Annotated in this window: 14 protein-coding genes; 7 read left to right on the forward strand and 7 right to left on the reverse strand. The window is 70.1% G+C overall.

Annotated elements, in window-relative coordinates; all coding sequences use genetic code 11:
• Positions 1-347: 347 nt before the first annotated feature.
• The 5 genes from ACTWQF_RS05040 to rarD all read left to right on the forward strand — a co-directional run bounded on the left by ACTWQF_RS05040 (position 348) and on the right by rarD (position 7,220).
• Complete coding sequence (locus tag ACTWQF_RS05040; RefSeq protein WP_443277357.1) at positions 348-1,649, forward strand: sensor histidine kinase; 1,302 nt, start codon at positions 348-350, stop codon at positions 1,647-1,649.
• Positions 1,650-1,760: 111 nt separating this feature from the next.
• Positions 1,761-2,420, forward strand: coding sequence for a response regulator transcription factor (locus ACTWQF_RS05045; RefSeq protein WP_443277578.1), 660 nt, complete (start codon positions 1,761-1,763; stop codon positions 2,418-2,420).
• A gap of 416 nt (positions 2,421-2,836) precedes the next feature.
• A complete protein-coding gene (locus ACTWQF_RS05050; RefSeq protein WP_443277359.1) occupies positions 2,837-4,765 on the forward strand; it encodes a 2-oxoacid:acceptor oxidoreductase subunit alpha in 1,929 nt (642 codons plus the stop codon).
• Between the two features lie 124 nt (positions 4,766-4,889).
• Positions 4,890-5,906 carry a 2-oxoacid:ferredoxin oxidoreductase subunit beta gene (locus tag ACTWQF_RS05055; RefSeq protein WP_443277580.1) on the forward strand — a complete coding sequence of 339 codons (1,017 nt, stop codon included), beginning with the start codon at positions 4,890-4,892 and terminating at the stop codon, positions 5,904-5,906.
• 297 nt (positions 5,907-6,203) lie between these two features.
• Entirely contained in the window at positions 6,204-7,220 is a 1,017-nt protein-coding gene (rarD, locus tag ACTWQF_RS05060; protein WP_443277360.1) for an EamA family transporter RarD, read from the forward strand.
• Positions 7,221-7,340: 120 nt separating this feature from the next.
• Here rarD and ACTWQF_RS05065 read toward each other — a convergent pair whose 3' ends face one another.
• The 4 genes from ACTWQF_RS05065 to ACTWQF_RS05080 form a co-directional block, all read right to left on the reverse strand.
• Positions 7,341-8,273 carry an ABC transporter permease gene (locus ACTWQF_RS05065; protein WP_443277362.1) on the reverse strand — a complete coding sequence of 311 codons (933 nt, stop codon included), beginning with the start codon at positions 8,271-8,273 and terminating at the stop codon, positions 7,341-7,343.
• The gene (locus tag ACTWQF_RS05070) at positions 8,260-9,222 is read right to left on the reverse strand and encodes an ATP-binding cassette domain-containing protein (protein WP_443277364.1); all 963 of its coding nucleotides are present in this window, start codon (positions 9,220-9,222) and stop codon (positions 8,260-8,262) included. Before ACTWQF_RS05070 ends, ACTWQF_RS05065 begins: the two co-directional genes overlap by 14 nt.
• 165 nt (positions 9,223-9,387) lie before the next feature.
• Positions 9,388-10,650, reverse strand: a complete 1,263-nt coding sequence (locus ACTWQF_RS05075) for a LolA family protein (RefSeq protein WP_443277365.1) — start codon at positions 10,648-10,650, stop codon at positions 9,388-9,390.
• A gap of 339 nt (positions 10,651-10,989) precedes the next feature.
• Positions 10,990-12,003, reverse strand: coding sequence for a polyprenyl synthetase family protein (locus ACTWQF_RS05080; protein WP_443277367.1), 1,014 nt, complete (start codon positions 12,001-12,003; stop codon positions 10,990-10,992).
• Between the two features lie 417 nt (positions 12,004-12,420).
• Here ACTWQF_RS05080 and fahA point away from each other — a divergent pair, with 417 nt between their 5' ends.
• A complete protein-coding gene (fahA, locus tag ACTWQF_RS05085) occupies positions 12,421-13,638 on the forward strand; it encodes a fumarylacetoacetase (protein WP_443277369.1) in 1,218 nt (405 codons plus the stop codon).
• A gap of 270 nt (positions 13,639-13,908) precedes the next feature.
• Here fahA and recQ read toward each other — a convergent pair whose 3' ends face one another.
• Positions 13,909-15,813: a DNA helicase RecQ gene (recQ, locus tag ACTWQF_RS05090; RefSeq protein WP_443277371.1), complete on the reverse strand. Its 1,905-nt coding sequence runs from the start codon at positions 15,811-15,813 to the stop codon at positions 13,909-13,911.
• Between the two features lie 138 nt (positions 15,814-15,951).
• Here recQ and ACTWQF_RS05095 point away from each other — a divergent pair, with 138 nt between their 5' ends.
• Positions 15,952-16,500, forward strand: coding sequence for a hypothetical protein (locus tag ACTWQF_RS05095; protein ID WP_443277372.1), 549 nt, complete (start codon positions 15,952-15,954; stop codon positions 16,498-16,500).
• 131 nt (positions 16,501-16,631) lie between these two features.
• Here ACTWQF_RS05095 and ACTWQF_RS05100 read toward each other — a convergent pair whose 3' ends face one another.
• Both ACTWQF_RS05100 and nuoN read right to left on the reverse strand, forming a co-directional pair.
• Positions 16,632-17,015, reverse strand: a complete 384-nt coding sequence (locus ACTWQF_RS05100; protein ID WP_443244287.1) for a cupin domain-containing protein — start codon at positions 17,013-17,015, stop codon at positions 16,632-16,634.
• 167 nt (positions 17,016-17,182) lie between these two features.
• The gene (gene nuoN, locus ACTWQF_RS05105) at positions 17,183-18,862 is read right to left on the reverse strand and encodes an NADH-quinone oxidoreductase subunit NuoN (protein WP_443277582.1); all 1,680 of its coding nucleotides are present in this window, start codon (positions 18,860-18,862) and stop codon (positions 17,183-17,185) included.

An 18,862-nucleotide genomic window follows, 5' to 3' on the forward strand; every position in this document is an offset into this window, starting at 1 on the left:
TTCACTGCTGGGCCCTCGCCAAGATCACCGTCCAGCCGCCGAACGGCCATGCCCGGCGACGCGAGGACGTCGCGGGCTACACGGGGACGTCGGGCTGCGCGGGGACGTCGCGGGCCACCGCATCGATCGCGGCCCGACCTCGTGCGGGCAGGAAGAGAGAAGAGAGAGGCGCGGCCCAGCAAGGCCACCGGTCTCGGGGTGGGGATATCCCCCGTATCAAGACTCCAGCTCACGCGATTTCCCGCGGCGTCTCGGCGGGCGAAGCTTGATTCATGACTGGCAATGCTTGCTCCCTTCCTCCCCCGCCTGCCGTTCCGGCGCGGCGTCGCCCATGGTGGCTCGTCCTCGTGCAGGCTCCGCTGTCCCGGAAGACGATGCGCGAACTGACGTACGTCGTGACGGGTCTGCCGCTGGCGGGCATCGCCTTCTGCTATGCCTTCGGCGCGCTCATGCTCGGTACCGCGCTGCTGATCACCTTTGTGGGACTGCCGGTGCTCGCCGCCGGGCTGGCCGGGTGCCGGGCGCTGGGACATCTGGAGCGGGGGCGGGCGCGGGCGCTGCTGGGGCTGGAGGTGGGAGAGCCGGAGCCGGTGCGGACACTGCGGCGGTCGAGCGGGCTGATGTCGTGGATAGGGGCGCTGCTGCGCAGCGGAGTCTCCTGGCGGCACCTGCTCTACGCGCTGCTGCACCTGCCGTGGGCGTTCCTCGGCGGAGGTACAGGAGTGCTGGCCTGGTGTACCGGCTGGGCGATGTTCACCCTCCCGCTGTGGGAGTGGATCTCCCCCGGCGAGTACATACACCTGCCGCCGCTCCGGGCGAGCAGCGACGGTCTCACCTCCGTCTCTTCCTCCGAGGAAGGTTCTGTGGTGCTGCACGGAGGGGTCGCGCTGGCGTTGTTCTCGGTGCTCGGCCTGGTGATCGTCCTGCTGACGCCGTGGCTGATACGCGGATTGGTGCAGGTGGACAAACTGCTGGTCAGCGGGTTGCTGGGGCCGTCGCGGCTGGCCGCGCGGGTATCTCAGCTCGAGTCGGACCGGGGGGTCGTGGTGGATACGGCAGCAGCGGACCTGCGCCGGATCGAGCGGAATCTGCACGACGGCGCACAGGCGCGCCTGGTCTCGCTGGCCATGGAGCTGGGGCTGGCGAAGGAGAAGCTGCAGGACGATCCGGACCCGGATCCACAGGCCGTGGCAGCTGTGATCGACGAAGCGCACGGCGAGGTGAAGCTCGCCCTCCAGGAGCTACGGGACCTGGCCCGGGGCATCCACCCGGCGATACTGACCGACCGGGGTCTCGGCCCGGCGCTCTCCGCCCTCGCAGCCCGCTGCACCGTGCCGGTCTCTGTCACGGTCGAGCTGGCGCAGCGACCGGTCGCCGCTATCGAGGGCATCGCCTATTTCACCGTCTCGGAGCTGCTGCAAAACATCAGCAAGCACAGCGCAGCGCGTCACGGGTCGGTGGAGATATGGCGCAGCGAACAGCGGCTGCTCATACAGGTGACGGACGACGGCAAGGGGGGTGTCCAGGTCGAGGACGGCTCCGGGCTGGCCGGGCTGGCCGACCGGCTGCGGGCGGTGGACGGACTGCTGGCCGTGCGCTCCCCGGTCGGCGGACCGACGATGGTGACAGCGGAGCTGCCCTGGCGGTGACTGTTCTGGAATGCTCGAAGCCGAGGAGGCCGAAAGCCAGGGCGAAGGGCAGCACAGGTGGGGGAGCAAGTGGGGGAGAACGTGAAGCACGGGGAGCGCGGGGACCACGGGGTGCGGGTGGTGATCGCTGAGGACTCCGTTCTGCTGCGGGAGGGACTGACCCGGCTGCTGACGGACCGGGGGCACGAGGTGGTCGCCGGGGTGGGGGACGGCGACGCGCTGGTGAAGACCGTGAACGAGCTGGCCTCCCGGGGGGAGGCACCCGATGTGGTGGTGGCGGATGTCCGGATGCCGCCGACGCACACGGACGAGGGGGTACGGGCCGCAGTGCGGCTGCGCGCGGAGCATCCGGCGGTGGGGGTGCTAGTGCTGTCGCAGTACGTGGAGGAGCAGTACGCGACGGAGCTGCTGGCCGGATCGAGCCGGGGGGTGGGCTATCTGCTCAAGGACCGGGTGGCCGAGGTGCGGGAGTTCGTGGAGGCGGTCACGCGGGTGGCGGACGGCGGCACCGCCCTGGACCCGGAGGTGGTTGCCCAGCTGCTGGGGCGCAGCCGGAAGCAGGATGTGCTGGCGGGGCTCACTCCGCGGGAGCGGGAGGTCCTGGCGCTGATGGCGGAGGGCCGGACGAACTCCGCGATCGCCGGCCGGTTGGTGATCAGCCCAGGAGCTGTCGAGAAGCACGTCAGCAGCATCTTCGTAAAGCTGGGGCTGTCCCAGAGTGATGCGGATCACCGCAGGGTGCTGGCCGTGCTGGCGTATCTGAACTCGTGAAAGCTCTGCCGGGCTCTTCCCGAGCTGCCATAGAGCCGCCACTGAGCTTCCGTGGAGCCGCCGCGGAGCTCTCGGGGGCTGCATGGAGCTGCTGGCGGCCCTCCTCAGGCTCTCCGCGGCTCGGGCAAGCCACGGCCGGGGGGCGGCGGGAGGGCGGGGGACCGCCGGGGCATACCGGGGAATAGAGGCGAACAGTGAGGGCGCTTTACGGGGGGTAACTGCGGCAGGGCTGGTTTGAGGAGCCCTCCAGGGGAGGGGCGGACCGTGGGTCCCAGGGCGCGCACAGACGCCTCAGGTATCTCCGGTGCCTTAGATGTCTCAGGAATCTGTCCACGATGGGAACAGACGCGGGAAGGCAACCCTTAGCGACGTACGATGGCAGGCGAGCCGCCGCCTTGAGGGAGGTCCGATCCAACGTGACCAGTCAGGTCAGTAGCCCAGCCGGGCATCAGTCCGGCCCCGAGGGGGGCCAGGACAGCGGACAGGACAAGGAGGTCCGGCGCCTGGACCGGGTCATCATCCGGTTCGCGGGAGACTCCGGCGACGGTATGCAGCTCACCGGAGACCGCTTCACATCCGAGACGGCCTCGTTCGGCAACGACCTGTCGACGCTGCCGAACTTCCCGGCGGAGATCCGTGCCCCCGCAGGCACCCTGCCGGGCGTCTCCAGCTTCCAGTTGCACTTCGCCGACCACGACATCCTCACCCCGGGTGACGCACCGAACGTGCTGGTCGCGATGAACCCGGCGGCGCTGAAGGCGAACATCGCGGACGTGCCGCGGGGCGCCGAGATCATCGTGAACACGGACGAGTTCACCAAGCGGGCGATGGCGAAGGTCGGCTACGACGCCAGCCCACTGGAGGACGGCTCGCTGGACGGCTACAGCGTGCATCCGGTCCCGCTGACGACACTGACCGTCGAGGCACTCAAGAGCTACGACCTGGGCCGCAAGGAGGCCGGGCGGTCGAAGAACATGTTCGCGCTGGGCCTGCTGTCGTGGATGTACAACAGGCCGACCGAGCAGACCGAGGCGTTCCTGCGGTCGAAGTTCGCGAAGAAGCCGACGGTGGCCGAGGCGAACATCACGGCGTTCCGCGCCGGGTGGAACTTCGGCGAGACGACGGAGGACTTCGCGGTCTCCTACGAGGTCGCGCCCGCCTCCAGCGCCTTCCCGCCGGGGACGTACCGGAACATTTCCGGCAACCTGGCGCTGTCTTACGGATTGATCGCCGCGTCTCAGCAAGCGGACCTGCCGCTCTTCCTCGGCTCGTACCCGATCACCCCGGCCTCCGATGTGCTGCACGAGCTGAGCAAGCACAAGAACTTCGGGGTGCGCTCCTTCCAGGCCGAGGACGAGATCGCGGGCATCGGTGCCGCGCTCGGTGCAGCCTTCGGCGGCTCGCTGGCGGTCACCACCACCTCGGGGCCCGGCGTGGCACTCAAGTCGGAGACCATCGGCCTGGCGGTCTCGCTGGAACTGCCGCTGCTGATCATCGACATCCAGCGCGGCGGCCCCTCCACGGGGTTGCCGACCAAGACGGAGCAGGCCGACCTGCTCCAGGCGATGTACGGGCGCAACGGCGAGGCGCCGGTGCCGATCGTGGCGCCGGCCACCCCGGCCGACTGCTTCACGGCGGCGCTGGACGCGGCCCGGATCGCGCTCACATACCGGACGCCGGTGTTCCTCCTTTCGGACGGTTACCTGGCCAACGGGTCCGAGCCGTGGCGGATCCCCGAGGTGGACGAGCTGCCCGATCTGCGGACGCAGTTCGCCTCCGGGCCCAACCACGAGCTGGACGACGGCACCGAGGTCTTCTGGCCGTACAAGCGCGACCCGCACACCCTGGCCCGCCCGTGGGCGGTGCCGGGCACGCCGGGGCTCGAACACCGCATCGGCGGCATCGAGAAGCAGGACGGCACCGGCAACATCTCCTACGACCCGGCCAACCACGACTTCATGGTCCGTACCCGCCAGGCCAAGGTGGACGGCGTCGAGGTGCCGGACGTGGAGGTCAGCGATCCCGACGGGAACGCCCGGCTGCTGGTGCTGGGCTGGGGTTCGACGTACGGGCCCATCACCGCCGCCGTGCGGCGGATCCGCAAGGCCGGGGACGAGATCGCGCAGGCGCATCTGCGGCACCTCAACCCGTTCCCACAGAATCTCGGTGAGGTGCTGCGGCGCTACGAGAAGGTCGTCGTCCCGGAGATGAACCTCGGCCAGCTCTCCACTCTGATCCGCGCCCGATACCTGGTCGACGCACAGTCGTATACGCAGGTCCGCGGCCTGCCCTTCAAGGCCGAGCAGCTCGCGACCGCACTCAAGGAGGCCATCACACATGGCTGAGACGTCCTCCGGTCTCGCTCCGGAGACCGCCCGGGCCCAGCAGAACGGTTCCCCCGCGTCCCCCACATCGGCTCCCACGTCCGAGGCGCTGTCGCTGGTGCCCAAGGCGGACGGCAAGCAGTCGATGAAGGACTTCAAGTCCGACCAGGAGGTGCGCTGGTGCCCCGGCTGCGGCGACTACGCCGTACTGGCGGCCGTCCAGGGGTTCATGCCGGAGCTGGGGCTGGCGAAGGAGAACATCGTCTTCGTCTCCGGTATCGGCTGCTCCTCCCGCTTCCCGTACTACATGAACACCTACGGGATGCACTCCATCCACGGTCGCGCACCGGCGATCGCCACCGGGCTGGCGGCCTCGCGGCGCGACCTGAGCGTGTGGGTGGTGACCGGTGACGGGGACGCACTCTCCATCGGCGGCAACCATCTGATCCACGCGCTGCGGCGCAATGTGAACCTGAAGATCCTGCTGTTCAACAACCGGATCTACGGGCTGACCAAGGGCCAGTACAGCCCGACGTCGGAGGCCGGGAAGATCACCAAGTCGACGCCGATGGGTTCGCTGGACGCGCCGTTCAACCCGGTGTCGCTGGCGCTGGGTGCCGAGGCGTCGTTCGTGGCCCGTACGGTCGACTCGGACCGCAAGCACCTCACCAGCGTGCTGCGGGCCGCCGCCGACCACCCGGGCTCGGCGCTGGTGGAGATCTACCAGAACTGCAACATCTTCAACGACGGCGCCTTCGAGGCCCTCAAAGACAAGGAACAGGCACAGGAGGCCGTGATCCGGCTGGAGCAGGGCGAGCCGATCCGCTTCGGCGCCCCTGCCGAGGACGGTCTCGGCTCCCAGGGCGTGGTCCGCGACCGGGCCACCGGCGATCTGCGGATCGTGGACGTCCGTGAGGAGGGCACCGCCGAGGTGCTGGTGCACGACGCCCAGGCCGCCTCGCCGACCACCGCGTTCGCCCTCTCCCGGCTGGCCGACCCGGACACGCTGCATCACACCCCCATCGGGGTGCTGCGTGACGTGCGGCGTCCGGTCTACGACACGGAGATGGCCGACCAGCTGGAGCGCGCCGTCGAGCAGAACGGCAAGGGCGACCTTTCCGCGCTGCTGCACGGCAACGACACCTGGACAGTCGTCGGCTGACGCCTCGCCCATGACACGGGCCCGGCACCCTCGGGGTGCCGGGCCCGTGTGCGTCGTCTCGTGCGTCGTCTTGTGCGTCGTCTTGTGCGTCGTCTTGTCTGTCGTCTCGTCGTCGGCCCTCTCCGAAGGCGGTCGCCGGGCGACAGGACCATAAATGAGAACGGGAATGACAAGACGGGATGCCTCCGTTACCTTTCGGGGAGCCGGTGCACATCACATCCGGGACAGTCGGAGCAGCTGAGGCAGCCGGAACAGCCGAGGCAGCCGGGGCAGTCGGGACATAAGGCAGGGAGGGTCATGCAGACACCGAGTACTCAGCGCACGGGGCTGCTGTTCGGCTTCGCGGCGTACGGGATGTGGGGCCTGCTGCCCCTGTACTGGCACGCGGTCGCCGACACCGGTGCCGGAGAGGTGCTCGCCCACCGCATGCTCTGGTCGCTGCCGACAGCGCTGGTGATCGTCGCGCTGCTGCGCCGCTGGTCGTGGGTGAGCGCGTTGGTGCGCCAGCCGAAGAAGCTGGGTCTGGTGGTGCTGGCCTCGGCCGTCATCTCTTTCAACTGGGGGCTGTTCATCTGGGCTGTCGCCGCCGACCGGGTGCTCGAATCCTCCCTCGGCTACTTCATCAATCCGCTGGTCTCCATAGCCTTCGGCGTTCTGCTGCTACGGGAGCGGCTGCGCGTCGCCCAGTGGGCCGCCGTCGCCATCGGTGCCACCGCTGTCGTCGTGATGACCGTCGCCTACGGCAAGCTGCCCTGGCTCTCCCTCTGCCTGGCGTTCAGCTTTGCGACGTACGGGCTGATCAAGAAGCACGTGAAGCTGGACGGTGTGGAGGGCTTCAGCGCGGAGACCGCGGTGCAGTTCCTGCCCGCGCTCGGCTTCCTTATCTACCTCGGGTCGCGTGGCGAGTCGTCGTTCGCGTCCGGCGGGCTCGGCAATGCGCTGCTGCTGGCCTGCGCCGGGGTGGCCACCGCGCTGCCGCTGATCTTCTTCGGCAGCGCCGCCGTGCGGCTCCCGCTGTCCACCATCGGGCTGCTCCAGTATCTGGCCCCGGCCTTCATGTTCGTCCTCGGCCTCACTGTCTTCCACGAGGAGATGCCGCCGGAGCGGTGGGCCGGGTTCGGCCTGGTGTGGGTGGCGCTCACGATCCTCACCTGGGACGCCCTCCGTACTGCGCGGCGGGGGCGGCTCGAGTTGCGGGCTGCCGCGAAGGCCGCTGTCGCGGGGTCGCCCGTCGGGGGGTCGGCCGTCACGGAGTCGGCCGCCACGGAGTCGGCCGTCACGGAGTCGGCCGTCGCGGAGTCGGCCGAACGGTGAGGCTCGCGGCCAGGGCGTTCCGGTAAGGGGGTGCCCCTGTCCGAAGCGTGCGGACTGCTGGTTTGTTGTGGCTTGTCGCGCAGTTCCCCGCGCCCCTTTGGGGCGCGGGGGGGCGCGTCCCTACGCCGTCACATCCCGGTTGTTGAACCGGGCCCAGGCCGCGGAGCCGAAGACGGCTGCGTACAGGGCCTGCAGGCCCAGGTTCTTCAGGATGTCGTCCCAGTAGACCGGGTCCCGCAGCACATCGGCGAAGCTCAGCCAGTAGTTGGGGAACAGGAACGGGTGGAACTCGTCCAGCTGCGGAATGGTGTTGATGATCTGCACCGTGATCAGCAGTCCCACCGTGGCGGCCATGGCGGCGATACCGCTGTTGGTGAGGGTCGACACGAACAGGCCGAGTGCCGCCAGACCGAACAGGCTGAGGGCGACCACCGCGGCGATGGCCAGGGCGCGGAGCAGCCCCTCGCCGAAGGAGACGGTGGTGCCGGACAGCAGGGTGACCTCTCCGGTGGGGAAGAGCAGCGCACCGGTCACCAGCGCGGAGAGGGCCACCGTCAGGGTCGCCGCCAGGCAGAAGGCCACCACCGTGGTCAGTTTCGCCAGCAGCAGCCGGGTACGGCCTGCCGGAGCCACCAGGAGATAGCGCAAGGTGCCCGCACTGGCCTCTCCCGCCACGGCGTCCCCGGCCACCACACCGACCGTCATCGGCAAGAAGAACGGCAGCGTGGCGGCCAGTGAGGTGAAGACCAGGAACAGGCCGTTGTTGGTGATCTGGGAGATGAACGCCGGACCCTCTCCCCCGCCGTCCCCGATCGAGCCGCCGTCGCTGGTCTCGACCTTCACCGCGATGCCCACCAGCACCGGTACGGCCGCCAGCACTCCCAGCAGTGCCAAGGTGCGCCACCGCCGGAAGGTGACGAGCAGTTCGCTACGGAACAGCCCCAGCGACCACAGCGGGCCCACGGCGCGAGGGGCCGCCACAGACCGCTCGTCGTACGCCGTCTCAGCCGTCTCAGCCGTCTCAGCCGACTCCACCGACTCAGCCCGCGACATCGAAGCCCTCCCCGGTGAGTGAGACGAACACGTCCTCCAGCGAAGCACGCTGCACGCCGAAGGCGCGGACCCGGACGCCGGCCCGGACGAGAGCTGCGTTGAGCTCGGCGAGATCACCCGACGGCGGGTCGCCGGTCAGCTCTTCCCCGTCGGTGATCAGGTCGGCCACCCCGTGCTCCTTCAGCACCCGGGCGGCCTCGCCCGGATCGGGGGTGGTGACGGCCAGCCTGCCCCGGGCGCCCGCCGACATCTCGGCGACGGTTCCCTGGGTGACGAGCCGGCCGCGGTGCATGACGGCCGTATGGGTGCAGACCTGTTCGATCTCGTCCAGCAGATGGGAGGAGAGGAAGACAGTGCTGCCGTCGCTCGCCAACTCCCTTACCAGCGAACGGATCTCCCGCATGCCCTGCGGGTCGAGCCCGTTGGTCGGCTCGTCCAGGACGAGCAGCTCGCGCGGCTGGAGCAGCGCGGCGGCCAGGCCCAGGCGCTGCTTCATGCCCAGCGAGTAGGCCCGCGCCTTCTTGCCCGCGGCTGCCGCGAGCCCCACGCGTTCGAGCGCCCGGTCCACCCGGGCCGCGCGGGTACGGGGGTCGGCGGTGGGATCGGCCGCGTCGTAGCGCAGCAGGTTCTCCCGCCCGGAGAGGAAGCCGTAGAGCGCCGGACCCTCGATGAGGGCGCCCACCCTGGGCAGCACCCGCCGGACCGAGCCCGGCATCGGCTCGCCCAGCAGATGAGCGGTGCCGCCGGTGGGTTCGATGAGGCCGAGCAGCATCCGGATGGTGGTGGTCTTGCCCGAGCCGTTGGGCCCGAGGAAACCGAAGACGCTGCCGCGCGGGACGGACAGGTCGAGGGCGTCGACGGCGAGCTGACCGCCGCGGTAGCGCTTGGTGAGCCCTTGGGTCGAGATCACCGCGCTGTCATCCCCCGTTACGGCGGTCGGCTCTGTCATTGGCCCCCTTCCCTGTCCTTCCTCGTCGGCCGCCGCCCGATCGGGCGCCATGCCATCTGACTGCTGCCACGTGACTGCCGCTGCTACTGGCTGCCGCTGCCACGTGGCTGCCGCTACTGCTACGTGCTGCCGCCGCCACGTGGCCGCGCTACTACGTGACCGCTGCTACTTGGCGGCCTTGTCCTGGTTGGCGGCCTTGACCAGGCCGTCCTTGGTGACGGCTCCGACGTAGACCTTGCCGTCGTCGGTCATCAGGGCGTTCACCAGGCGGGTGCTGAAGACCCGTCCGGTGCCGAAGTCGCCCTTGACCTCGTCGGTGAAGCGGTCCAGCAGCTTCGTGGAGTCGGCGTCGCCGGAGCTCTTGCCGCCCAGCCCGCCGGGCATCCCGGTGTTGATCCTGGCAACCTTGCCCCAGTCGCTCGCGGACTTGTTGACGATCTCCAGGCCCGAGCCCGAGAGACCGTCGAGCCCCTCCGGGACGCGTCGGTCGCTGCCGCCGGCCGACTCGTGCGGCTTGGCCTCGGTGACCTTGGTGCCCTTGGGCGGGGTGAAGTCGAAGCTGCTCGCGTCGGGCTTTCCGAAGTCCACCTTCGTGTACGCCACATCGACGGCGGGCTTGTCACCGTCCTTCGGGTTGAGGGTGAACCTGAGCGGCACGCCGTTGTCCGCGTCCACAGCTATGCGAACGGATTCGAGAGTGGAGTCCGACGCACCCTTGGGCTTGATGACCAGCTGGTAGGCGTCGCGCCCGGCAATCTTCGCGGTCCCGTCGACGGTCACGGAGGTGGACTTGCCGACCGCCTTGAGCGCCTGCTTCGCAGCCTTCTGCGGGGTGACCGCATCGGGCTTCTCGCCCTTCCACCGCTGCGCCGACTTGCCGTGCGCGTCCGTGGGATGCGCGTCCTTGGGCGCCTTCTTGTGCCAGGCGGTGTTGCTTCCGCTGTCGTACGCCCACAGGTCGCGCCCGTTGTGGACGAGGCTGTACTCGGCCGCGTCCTCCATGATCGAGACGCGCTGTTTGTCGGGACCGTCCGCGGCGAAGCGGAGCGTGTGCTCCCCGGAGGCCAGCTCGGACAGCTTCTTGCTCGGGGAGGCGTCTCCCTTGCTGTCCTTGCCCTCACCCCCACCCTCGCCGGAATCGTGCGGCCCGCCTCCGAAGCCACCGCCCCCACTGCCGCCCCCGCCTCCGGGCAGGGAGGGCAGGCCGAGGTCGGTGCTCACTTTGACGGTGCCGGACATGTGGTCGACGTCGGACTTGGCCACCTTGGCGACCAGCTCCTCCGCGCTGACCTTCGGCAGGTCAGGATCGCCGGAGCTGGCGAGCGCGGGCACCAGGCCGACGGTCGCGGCGGCGACCCCGGCAACGGCGACCGGTACGCCGTACCGGGCCGCCTTGTGCCGGGGGTTCCTCGGTTGGATCTGTGCCATCTGTCTGTCCTACCTCCGTGCTCGGCGGCGGCTCCATGGGTCGCACTCGTCCACCCCTCGCCGCCATTCTCACCCGAATCGGTGTGGGGTGGGTGCTTCCATGGCATCAAATCCCGCGCTATGCCGCGTCAGCCGACGGAGGCACATTCCGCTACTCCCCTGGGATGACGGCCATCCGCCTTCGGGGTCGAACGCGGATGGTGGCTCAGGGTCGTTCATCTCGTCGCGGACCCACCGAAGTTCGCCCAAAGCACCGGAGAACGGAAGCCCAAAGAGTCCGAGGCAAGCCGTACGAGGCGACCATGACTACGGACCTATGGACCTACGGACCTACGGGCGTCAGCCCGCCCGGTCCACCACCGCCGTGCACAGCCCGGACAGCGCGGCCTTGGCGGGGTTTTCGGGCAGCGGAGCCAGCATCTCGCGGGCCTCGTCGGCGTACCGGACGGTGGCGCGACGGGCCTGCTCCAGCGCGGGGTGGACGCGCAGCGCGGCCAGCGCCTCGGTGAGCCGCCCGTCGTCGGTGAGGTCCCCGTCGAGCAGGGCGCACAGCTCGCGGTCCTCGCGGGTCGCGTCCGGGCTCGCCGCACGCGCGCGCAGATAGAGCACCGGCAGGGTGGCGATGCCCTCCCGCAGGTCGGTGCCCGGGGTCTTGCCGGACTCATGCTCGTCGCTGGCGATATCGAGGACGTCGTCGGCGAGCTGGAAGGCGACACCGATGCGCTCGCCGTACTGGGTGAGCACCGAGACGGTCCGCTCATCAGCGCCGGACATCATGGCGCCGAAGCGGCCCGCGACGGCGATCAGCGAGCCGGTCTTGCCCGCGATCACTTCGAGGTAGTGGTCGATGGCGTCGTGGCCGTCGGCGGGGCCCGCGGTCTCCAAGATCTGGCCGGTGACCAGCCGTTCGAACGCCTGGGCCTGGATACGGACCGCTTCCGGGCCGAGGTCGGCCAGTATGTGCGAGGCCCGGGAGAAGAGGAAGTCACCGGTGAGGACGGCGACTGAGTTGTCCCAGTTGGCGTTGGCGCTGGGCACCCCGCGCCGCACGTCGGCCTCGTCCATCACGTCGTCGTGGTAGAGCGTGGCGAGATGGGTCAGCTCGACGACCACCGCGGCGGGGACGATGCCGGGCGCGTGCGGATCGCCGAACTGGGCGCCGAGCATCACCAGCAGTGGCCGAAACCGTTTGCCGCCGGCCCGCACGAGGTGCTGCGCCGCCTCCGTTATGAAGGGCACGTCGCTCTTGGTGGCCTCGATGAGGCCCTCCTCGACGGCCGCCAACCCGGCCAGGACATCGGCTTCGACAGCCTGGTCCCGCACGCTCAGCCCGAAGGGCCCGACGACGGTCACGAGGGGTACTCCTGTCTGCGTACGTGGAACGAACGGGTAGCGGGTCGTCTCGACGCCTGCTGGTGTCGCTGGTGGTGTCTGCTGCTGGTGTCCGATGCACATCTTCCTGGCCGGATGTCACCCGTCTCGCGAGTGCACCCTCCTGTGGCAGCGTAACCGGTCACATAACGATCACGGTCGGCGCCTGCCCAGCAGACCACTCTTGTCGTGCCATGCCGGTATATCCCGGACAGGGGGCAAGTCGCTGCATCGGGCGCGTTCCCCCGGAGAAACCCGGCTCGGGAGAAGCTGCCGGGCTCCGACCGGGAAGCGCCGGCGGCCTCCGTGCGGCGGGACCGGCCGACTCCCCCGGAGGGGCCGGTCTTTCGCGGAAACGGGTAGCGCCAGGGCAGGCACCCGGCACATAACCTGACCCTCATGAGTGACAGTGCCCGTGACAGTGCCCTTTTCGGCCCGGACAACCTTCCGTACGGCCTCTTCAGCACCCCGGACCTGCCCGGCCACCGCCGGCTCGGTGTCCGGTTCGGCGACGACGTGCTCGACCTGGGTTCGGCCGCCGCCGCGTTCGGCTCCGCCCATGCCGACGTGCTGCGAGCGCCCTCGCTCAACCCGCTGCTGGCCGCCGGCCGGCCGGTCTGGCAGGAGGTGCGCAGCCAGCTGCGCGGCTGGCTGACCGACGACGCGCACCGCGAGACCACGGCACGCCATCTGCTGCCGCTGTCCGGCGTACAGCTGCATCTCCCGTTCGAGGTCGCCGACTACGTCGACTTCTACGCCAGTGAGCACCACGCCACCAACGTCGGCCGGATCTTCCGCCCCGACGGTGACGCACTCACCCCTAACTGGAAGCACCTCCCGATCGGTTACCACGGGCGCGCAGGCACCGTCGTCGTCTCGGGCACGCCCGTGGTACGCCCCCAGGGGCAGCGCAAGCCCCCGAAGGAGCCGCTGCCCGTCTTCGGCCCCTCGCAGCGGCTGGACATCGAGGCGGAGGTCGGCTTCGTCGTCGGCACCCCGAGCGAGCTGGGCCGCCCGGTGGGGCTGGCCGGATTCCGCGACCATGTGTTCGGGGTGACGCTGCTGAACGACTGGTCGGCGCGCGACCTCCAGGCATGGGAGTACGTGCCGCTGGGGCCCTTCCTGGGCAAGTCCTTCGCCACCTCCGTCTCGCCGTGGATCACCCCTCTGGAGGCACTGGACGCCGCCCGGGTGGCACCCCCGCAGCGGGACTTCCCGCTGCTGCCGTATCTGGACGACTCGGCGGAGGGGATCGAGCCGGGCGGATTCGACCTGCGGATCACGGTGGAGCTGAACGGGCACGTCATCGCGGAGCCGCCGTTCGCCGCGATGTACTGGACGGCGGCGCAGCAGCTGGCGCATATGACGGTGAACGGCGCTTCGCTGCGTACGGGTGACCTGTACGCGTCCGGCACCGTGAGCGGCCCCGAGCACAAGCAGCGCGGCTCCCTTCTGGAGCTGACCTGGGGCGGTCGCGAGCCGCTGGAACTCCCCGACGGCAAGCGGGCCTTCCTGGAGGACGGTGACGAGGTCGCCCTCACCGCGTGGGCCCCCGGCCCAGGCGGGAGCCGGATCGGGCTGGGTGAGGTACGCGGCCGGGTGGAGCCCAGCGCGTAAGTCCGGCCCCGCGATCTTGCGGGGTGCCCCCTCGCCGTGCGCCGGTGAGGGGGTGCCCCTGTCCGACGCTTGCGGGCTGCTGGTGCGTTGTGGCTTTGGGGGCACCTCCCGGCCGGAGGCTGGGGGAGCAGTTCCCCGCGCCCCTTCGGGGCGCGTCCCCCCGCGAAGCTTGGGCAGTCTGCGCCCTGGGGTACCCCCTGCTCGAAGAGCTTGGGGGGAGCAGAGCTGGCAAGCGCAGCCCCCATGCCGGGTACGCAAGAGCCGCCGGGCTCACTCCGCAGGCGCCGCCGCCAACGCGGACAGCACCCCCTCCCCGTAGGTCGCCAGTTTCTTCTCCCCCACACCCGCGATGCCGCCGAGCTCCGCCAGGCTGGTGGGGCGGCGGACGGCGATCTCGCGGAGCGTCGCATCGTGGAAGACGAAATACGGCGGGACGCCCTGTTCCCGCGCCTGTTCGGTGCGCCAGGCGCGCAGGGTCTCGAAGAGCGGCTGGGCCTCCTCGGGGAGGTCCACAGGGGCGGCGCTCTTTCCGGCCCCGCCCCGCGAGCGCGAACCCTCGGCTTCGCGCCGGCGGGGCACCTTCACCGGCGCCGGGTCCTTGCGCAGCCGCACCTCCCGCTCGCCGCGCAGCGCTGTGGCGCTCGCGTCGGTGAGCACCAGCGTGCCGTGCTCCCCCTCGATCTCCAGCAGGCCCTGGGCGATCAACTGGCGGATGACGCCGCGCCATTCGGCCTCGCCCAGCTCGGTGCCGATACCGAAGACCGACAGCGCGTCGTGGTCGAACTGGATGACCTTGGCGGTCCTGCGGCCCAGCAGGATGTCCACCAGCTGGCCCGAACCGAACTTCTGGCCGCGCTCCCTCTTGAGCCGTACGACGGCGGAGAGCACCTTCTGCGCGGGTACGGTCCCGTCCCATGACTCGGGCGGGGTCAGACAGGTGTCGCAGTTGCCGCACGAGGTGTCGGCGGCGCCCTCCTCCGGCTCCTGGCCGAAGTAGGCGAGCAGCTGCCCGCGCCGGCAGCGGACCGTCTCGCACAGCGAGAGCATCGCGTCCAGATGCGTCCGTGCCCGGCGCTGGAAGGCCGGATCGCCCTCGCCGTTCTCGATCAGCTTGCGCTGCTGGACGACGTCCTGGAGGCCGTAGGCGAGCCAGGCGGTCGACGGCAGGCCGTCGCGCCCGGCGCGGCCGGTCTCCTGGTAGTAGCCCTCGACCGACTTGGGCAGGTCGAGGTGGGCGACGAAGCGCACATCCGGCTTGTCGATGCCCATGCCGAAGGCGATGGTGGCCACCACGACCAGGCCCTCCTCACGCAGAAAACGCGACTGGTGCGCGGCACGGGTGCCCGCGTCCAGCCCCGCGTGGTACGGCACCGCCTCGACGCCGTTGTCGCACAGGAACCGGGCGGTGCGCTCGACCGCGTTCCGCGACAGGCAGTAGACGATGCCCGCGTCGCCCTGGTGCTCGTCCTTGAGGAAGCGCAGCAGCTGCTTCTTCGGGTCGCGCTTGGGCACGATGCGGTACTGGACGTTGGGCCGGTCGAAGCTGGCGACGAAGTCACGCGCCCCGTCCAGCCCGAGCCGCTGGACGATCTCGCGGTGGGTGGCGCGGGTGGCGGTGGCCGTCAGCGCGATACGCGGTACGTCGGGCCAGCGCTCTCCGAGCACCGACAGGTTCAGGTAGTCGGGGCGGAAATCGTGACCCCATTGGGCGACACAGTGCGCCTCGTCGATCGCGAAGACCGACACCTTGCCGCGCTCCAGCAGCGCCGTCGTCGCCTCCAGGCGCAGCCGCTCGGGGGCGATGTAGAGCAGGTCCAGCTCGCCCGCCAGGAACTCGGCCTCCACCACCCGCCGCTGGTCGAAGTCGAGCGTGGAGTTGATGAACCCGGCGCGTACGCCCAGCGCCCGCAGCGCGTCCACCTGGTCCTGCATCAGGGCGATGAGGGGAGAGATCACGACGCCCGTACCCGGTCTGACCAGGGCCGGGATCTGATAGCAGAGTGACTTGCCGCCGCCGGTCGGCATCAGCACGACCGCGTCACCACCGCGGATGACGTGCTCGATGGCGGCTTCCTGCTGCCCGCGGAACGCGTCGTAGCCGAAGACCCTGCGCAGTACGCGCAGCGCCGCCGTCTCGGACGCCCCGCCGGATCCCTCGGCACTCTCCTGAAGCATGCCCGCCACGATAGGCGGCGCCGCTGACATCGGTGGCCGGGTCTCCCGGGACCGGCCCTGGACCGGGCGGTCACACTCCCCTGCTAGGTTGTCGTGACCCTGCGGAGAGAACCAGGGCACGACGACCGAGGAGGGGAAGTGCGCACGTCAGCGCGGATGACGGGGGCAATGGCCGCGGCGGCGGCGATCGCGCTCCTGGTGAGCGGCTGCGGCAGCGGCGACGATGGCAAGAAGGACGAGAAGCCCAAGGGGGACGGGAAGAAGTCGGCCGAGCCCACCCCGAGCGAGCAGCCCGCGGGCAAGGCGGAGCTGCCCGGCGTGTGGTCGGGGCAGGCGGAAGGCGAGAAGCTGACGCTGACCGTCGTCGGCGACGCGGTATCCCTGCTGCGGGACAAGAAGATGTGCGACGGCCACGTCATGAAGACGGGCGCCGACAAGTCCCTCATGCTCAAGTGCCCCGCCGGCGTCGGCGAGGAGCGCACCAACGGCAAGGTCGAGAAGGTGTCGGCCAAGACGCTGAAGATCGCCTGGAACGGCGGCAGCACCGACACCTACACCAAGATCGCCAAGGCGCCCGCGAAGCTGCCCAAGGACCCCGGCGAGCTGGGTGACGTACCCGGCCTCAAGGACAAGCTCAAGAAGGTCACCGAGGAGCCCGGCAAGGTACGGGAGTACCCCGGGAACTGAACCCGAGGGCGTGACGGAGCGCGCCGCGCCCCCGGGACGTGCGGGTGTGCGCGGCGAAAGCCCCGGCGATTGCGGCAGCGCGCCGACGAGGGCCCGGGACCTTCGGGGACCGCGTCGTCTCGAGCCTCTCTTCAGGGATCGCGCGGCGAGAGCAGATGCACCGACTCCTGCTCGTTGGGGTCGGTGCGCGCCACCACGACGGTGACGGGTTCCTCGCCGGTGACCGGCATGTGCGGCATGTTCGCCGGGACGTAGACCATGTCGCCCGGGTGGAGGGTGTCGCGGTTCGAGAGGTCCTCCCCGTGCCAGATCTCGTGCGCGCCGCTGACGACGTATATCGCCGACTCGTGGCCCGCGTGCAGATGGGGCTCGCCCCGGGAGTTCGCCGGGATGTGCAGAACGTGCAAACACAGTCCCTTCGCACCCACCGACTCGGCGGATACCCCCTCGGTGAAGATCCCGCCTTGCTTCCCCTCGTAACCGCCGTTCTCACGGCGGAGAATCACACAACCCATGCCAGAAATTCCTACCGTTTCAGCGCACTTGTTGTCACCGTTACCTCACAAGCGACCGCCAGAGTCCCTCTCTTGGGTCTCTGGCGGCCTCTTGGTGAGCATTGCGACCGACATCTACGACGCGGAACGGCAAGCCGGTCGGGTGCGCTGCATGGCCCCTTGCGCGATCACCGTACGAACACCCCCGCTTGACCCGCCAGATCCAGGAAGTACTGCGGCGCCACACCGAGCACGACCGTGACCACCACGCCGAGCGCGATGGCGGAGGTCGTCATGACGCTCGGCACCGCCACGCTCGGCCCGTCGGCCTGCGGCTCGCTGAAGAACATCAGGACGATGACCCGCAGGTAGAAGAAGGCGGCGATGGCCGAGGCGATCACACCGACCACGACCAGCGCGCCCGCTCCGCCCTCGGCCGCCGCCTTGAACACCGCGAACTTCCCCGCGAAACCGGACGTTAGAGGGATACCCGCGAACGCCAGCAAGAAGACTGCGAATACCGCGGCCAGCAACGGCGACCGCCGCCCGAGCCCCGCCCACTTGGACAGATGCGTCGCCTCGCCGCCCGCGTCCCGCACCAGAGTGACCACCGCGAAGGCGCCCAGCGTCACGAACGAATAGGCGCCCAGATAGAACAGCACCGAGGAGATGCCGTCCTCCGAGGTGGCGATGACACCTGCCAGCAGGAAGCCCGCGTGTGCGATGGAGGAGTAGGCCAGCAGCCGCTTGATGTCCGTCTGGGTGATGGCCACCACGGCGCCCCCGAGCATCGTCAGGATCGCCACGCCCCACATCACCGGCCGCCAGTCCCAGCGCAGCCCCGGCAGCACCACGTACAGCAGCCGCAGCAGCGCGCCGAAGGCCGCCACCTTGGTGGCCGCGGCCATGAAACCGGTCACCGGCGTGGGTGCGCCCTGGTACACGTCCGGGGTCCACATGTGGAACGGGACGGCGCCGACCTTGAAGAGCAGCCCCATCACCACCAGCGCGCCGCCGATCAGCAGCAGCGCGTCGTTGCCCGTCGTGTCGGCCAGCACGGGGTCGCTGACGGCGTCGGCGCCGGAGACCACCCGGGCGATGGCCGAGTAGTTGACGGTGCCCGCGTAGCCGTACAGCAGCGCGGTGCCGAACAGCAGGAACGCCGAGGAGAACGCGCCCAGCAGGAAGTACTTGACCGCCGCCTCCTGGGACAGCAGCCGCCTGCGGCGGGCCAGCGCGCACAGCAGATACAGCGGGAGGGAGAAGACCTCCAGCGCGATGAAGAGGGTCAGCAGGTCGTTGGCGGCGGGAAAGAGCATCATGCCGCCGACCGCGAACATCAGCAGCGGGAAGACCTCCGTGGTCGTCCAGCCCGCCTTGACGGCCTGCTGCTCGCCGTCACCGCCGGGCACCGAGGCGGGCTGCGCGGCGAAGGAGTCCACCCGGCTGCCGTGCGCGGACGGCTCCAGCCTGCGCTCGGCGAAGGTGAAGGCCCCCACGATGCCCACCAGCAGCAGGGTGCCCTGCAGGAAGAGCGTCGGCCCGTCGATGGCGAGCGCGCCCATACCGGCGATCTGTGCCTTGGTCGTACCGACGCCGCTGGCCGCCAGGCCGATGACGGCGGCGAACGCGGCGGCCAGCCCCGCCAGCGCGACGAACAGCTGAGCGCCGTAGCGGGCCTTGCGCGGCGCGAACGCGTCGATCAGCACGCCGAGCGCGGCGGCGCCGAGCACGATCAGCACCGGGGAGAGCTTGCCGTACTCGATGCTGGGGGCCTGGAGCTTGTCGCCCGCGTCGGCCGCGACTGTCCACAGGCTGGGGACGCCGGATGCCCCGGGAGCACCTCCCGCCGACGCCAGGTCTGCGAT

This window comes from Streptomyces sp. 8N114 (genome assembly GCF_052245835.1).
Lineage (GTDB): Bacteria > Actinomycetota > Actinomycetes > Streptomycetales > Streptomycetaceae > Streptomyces.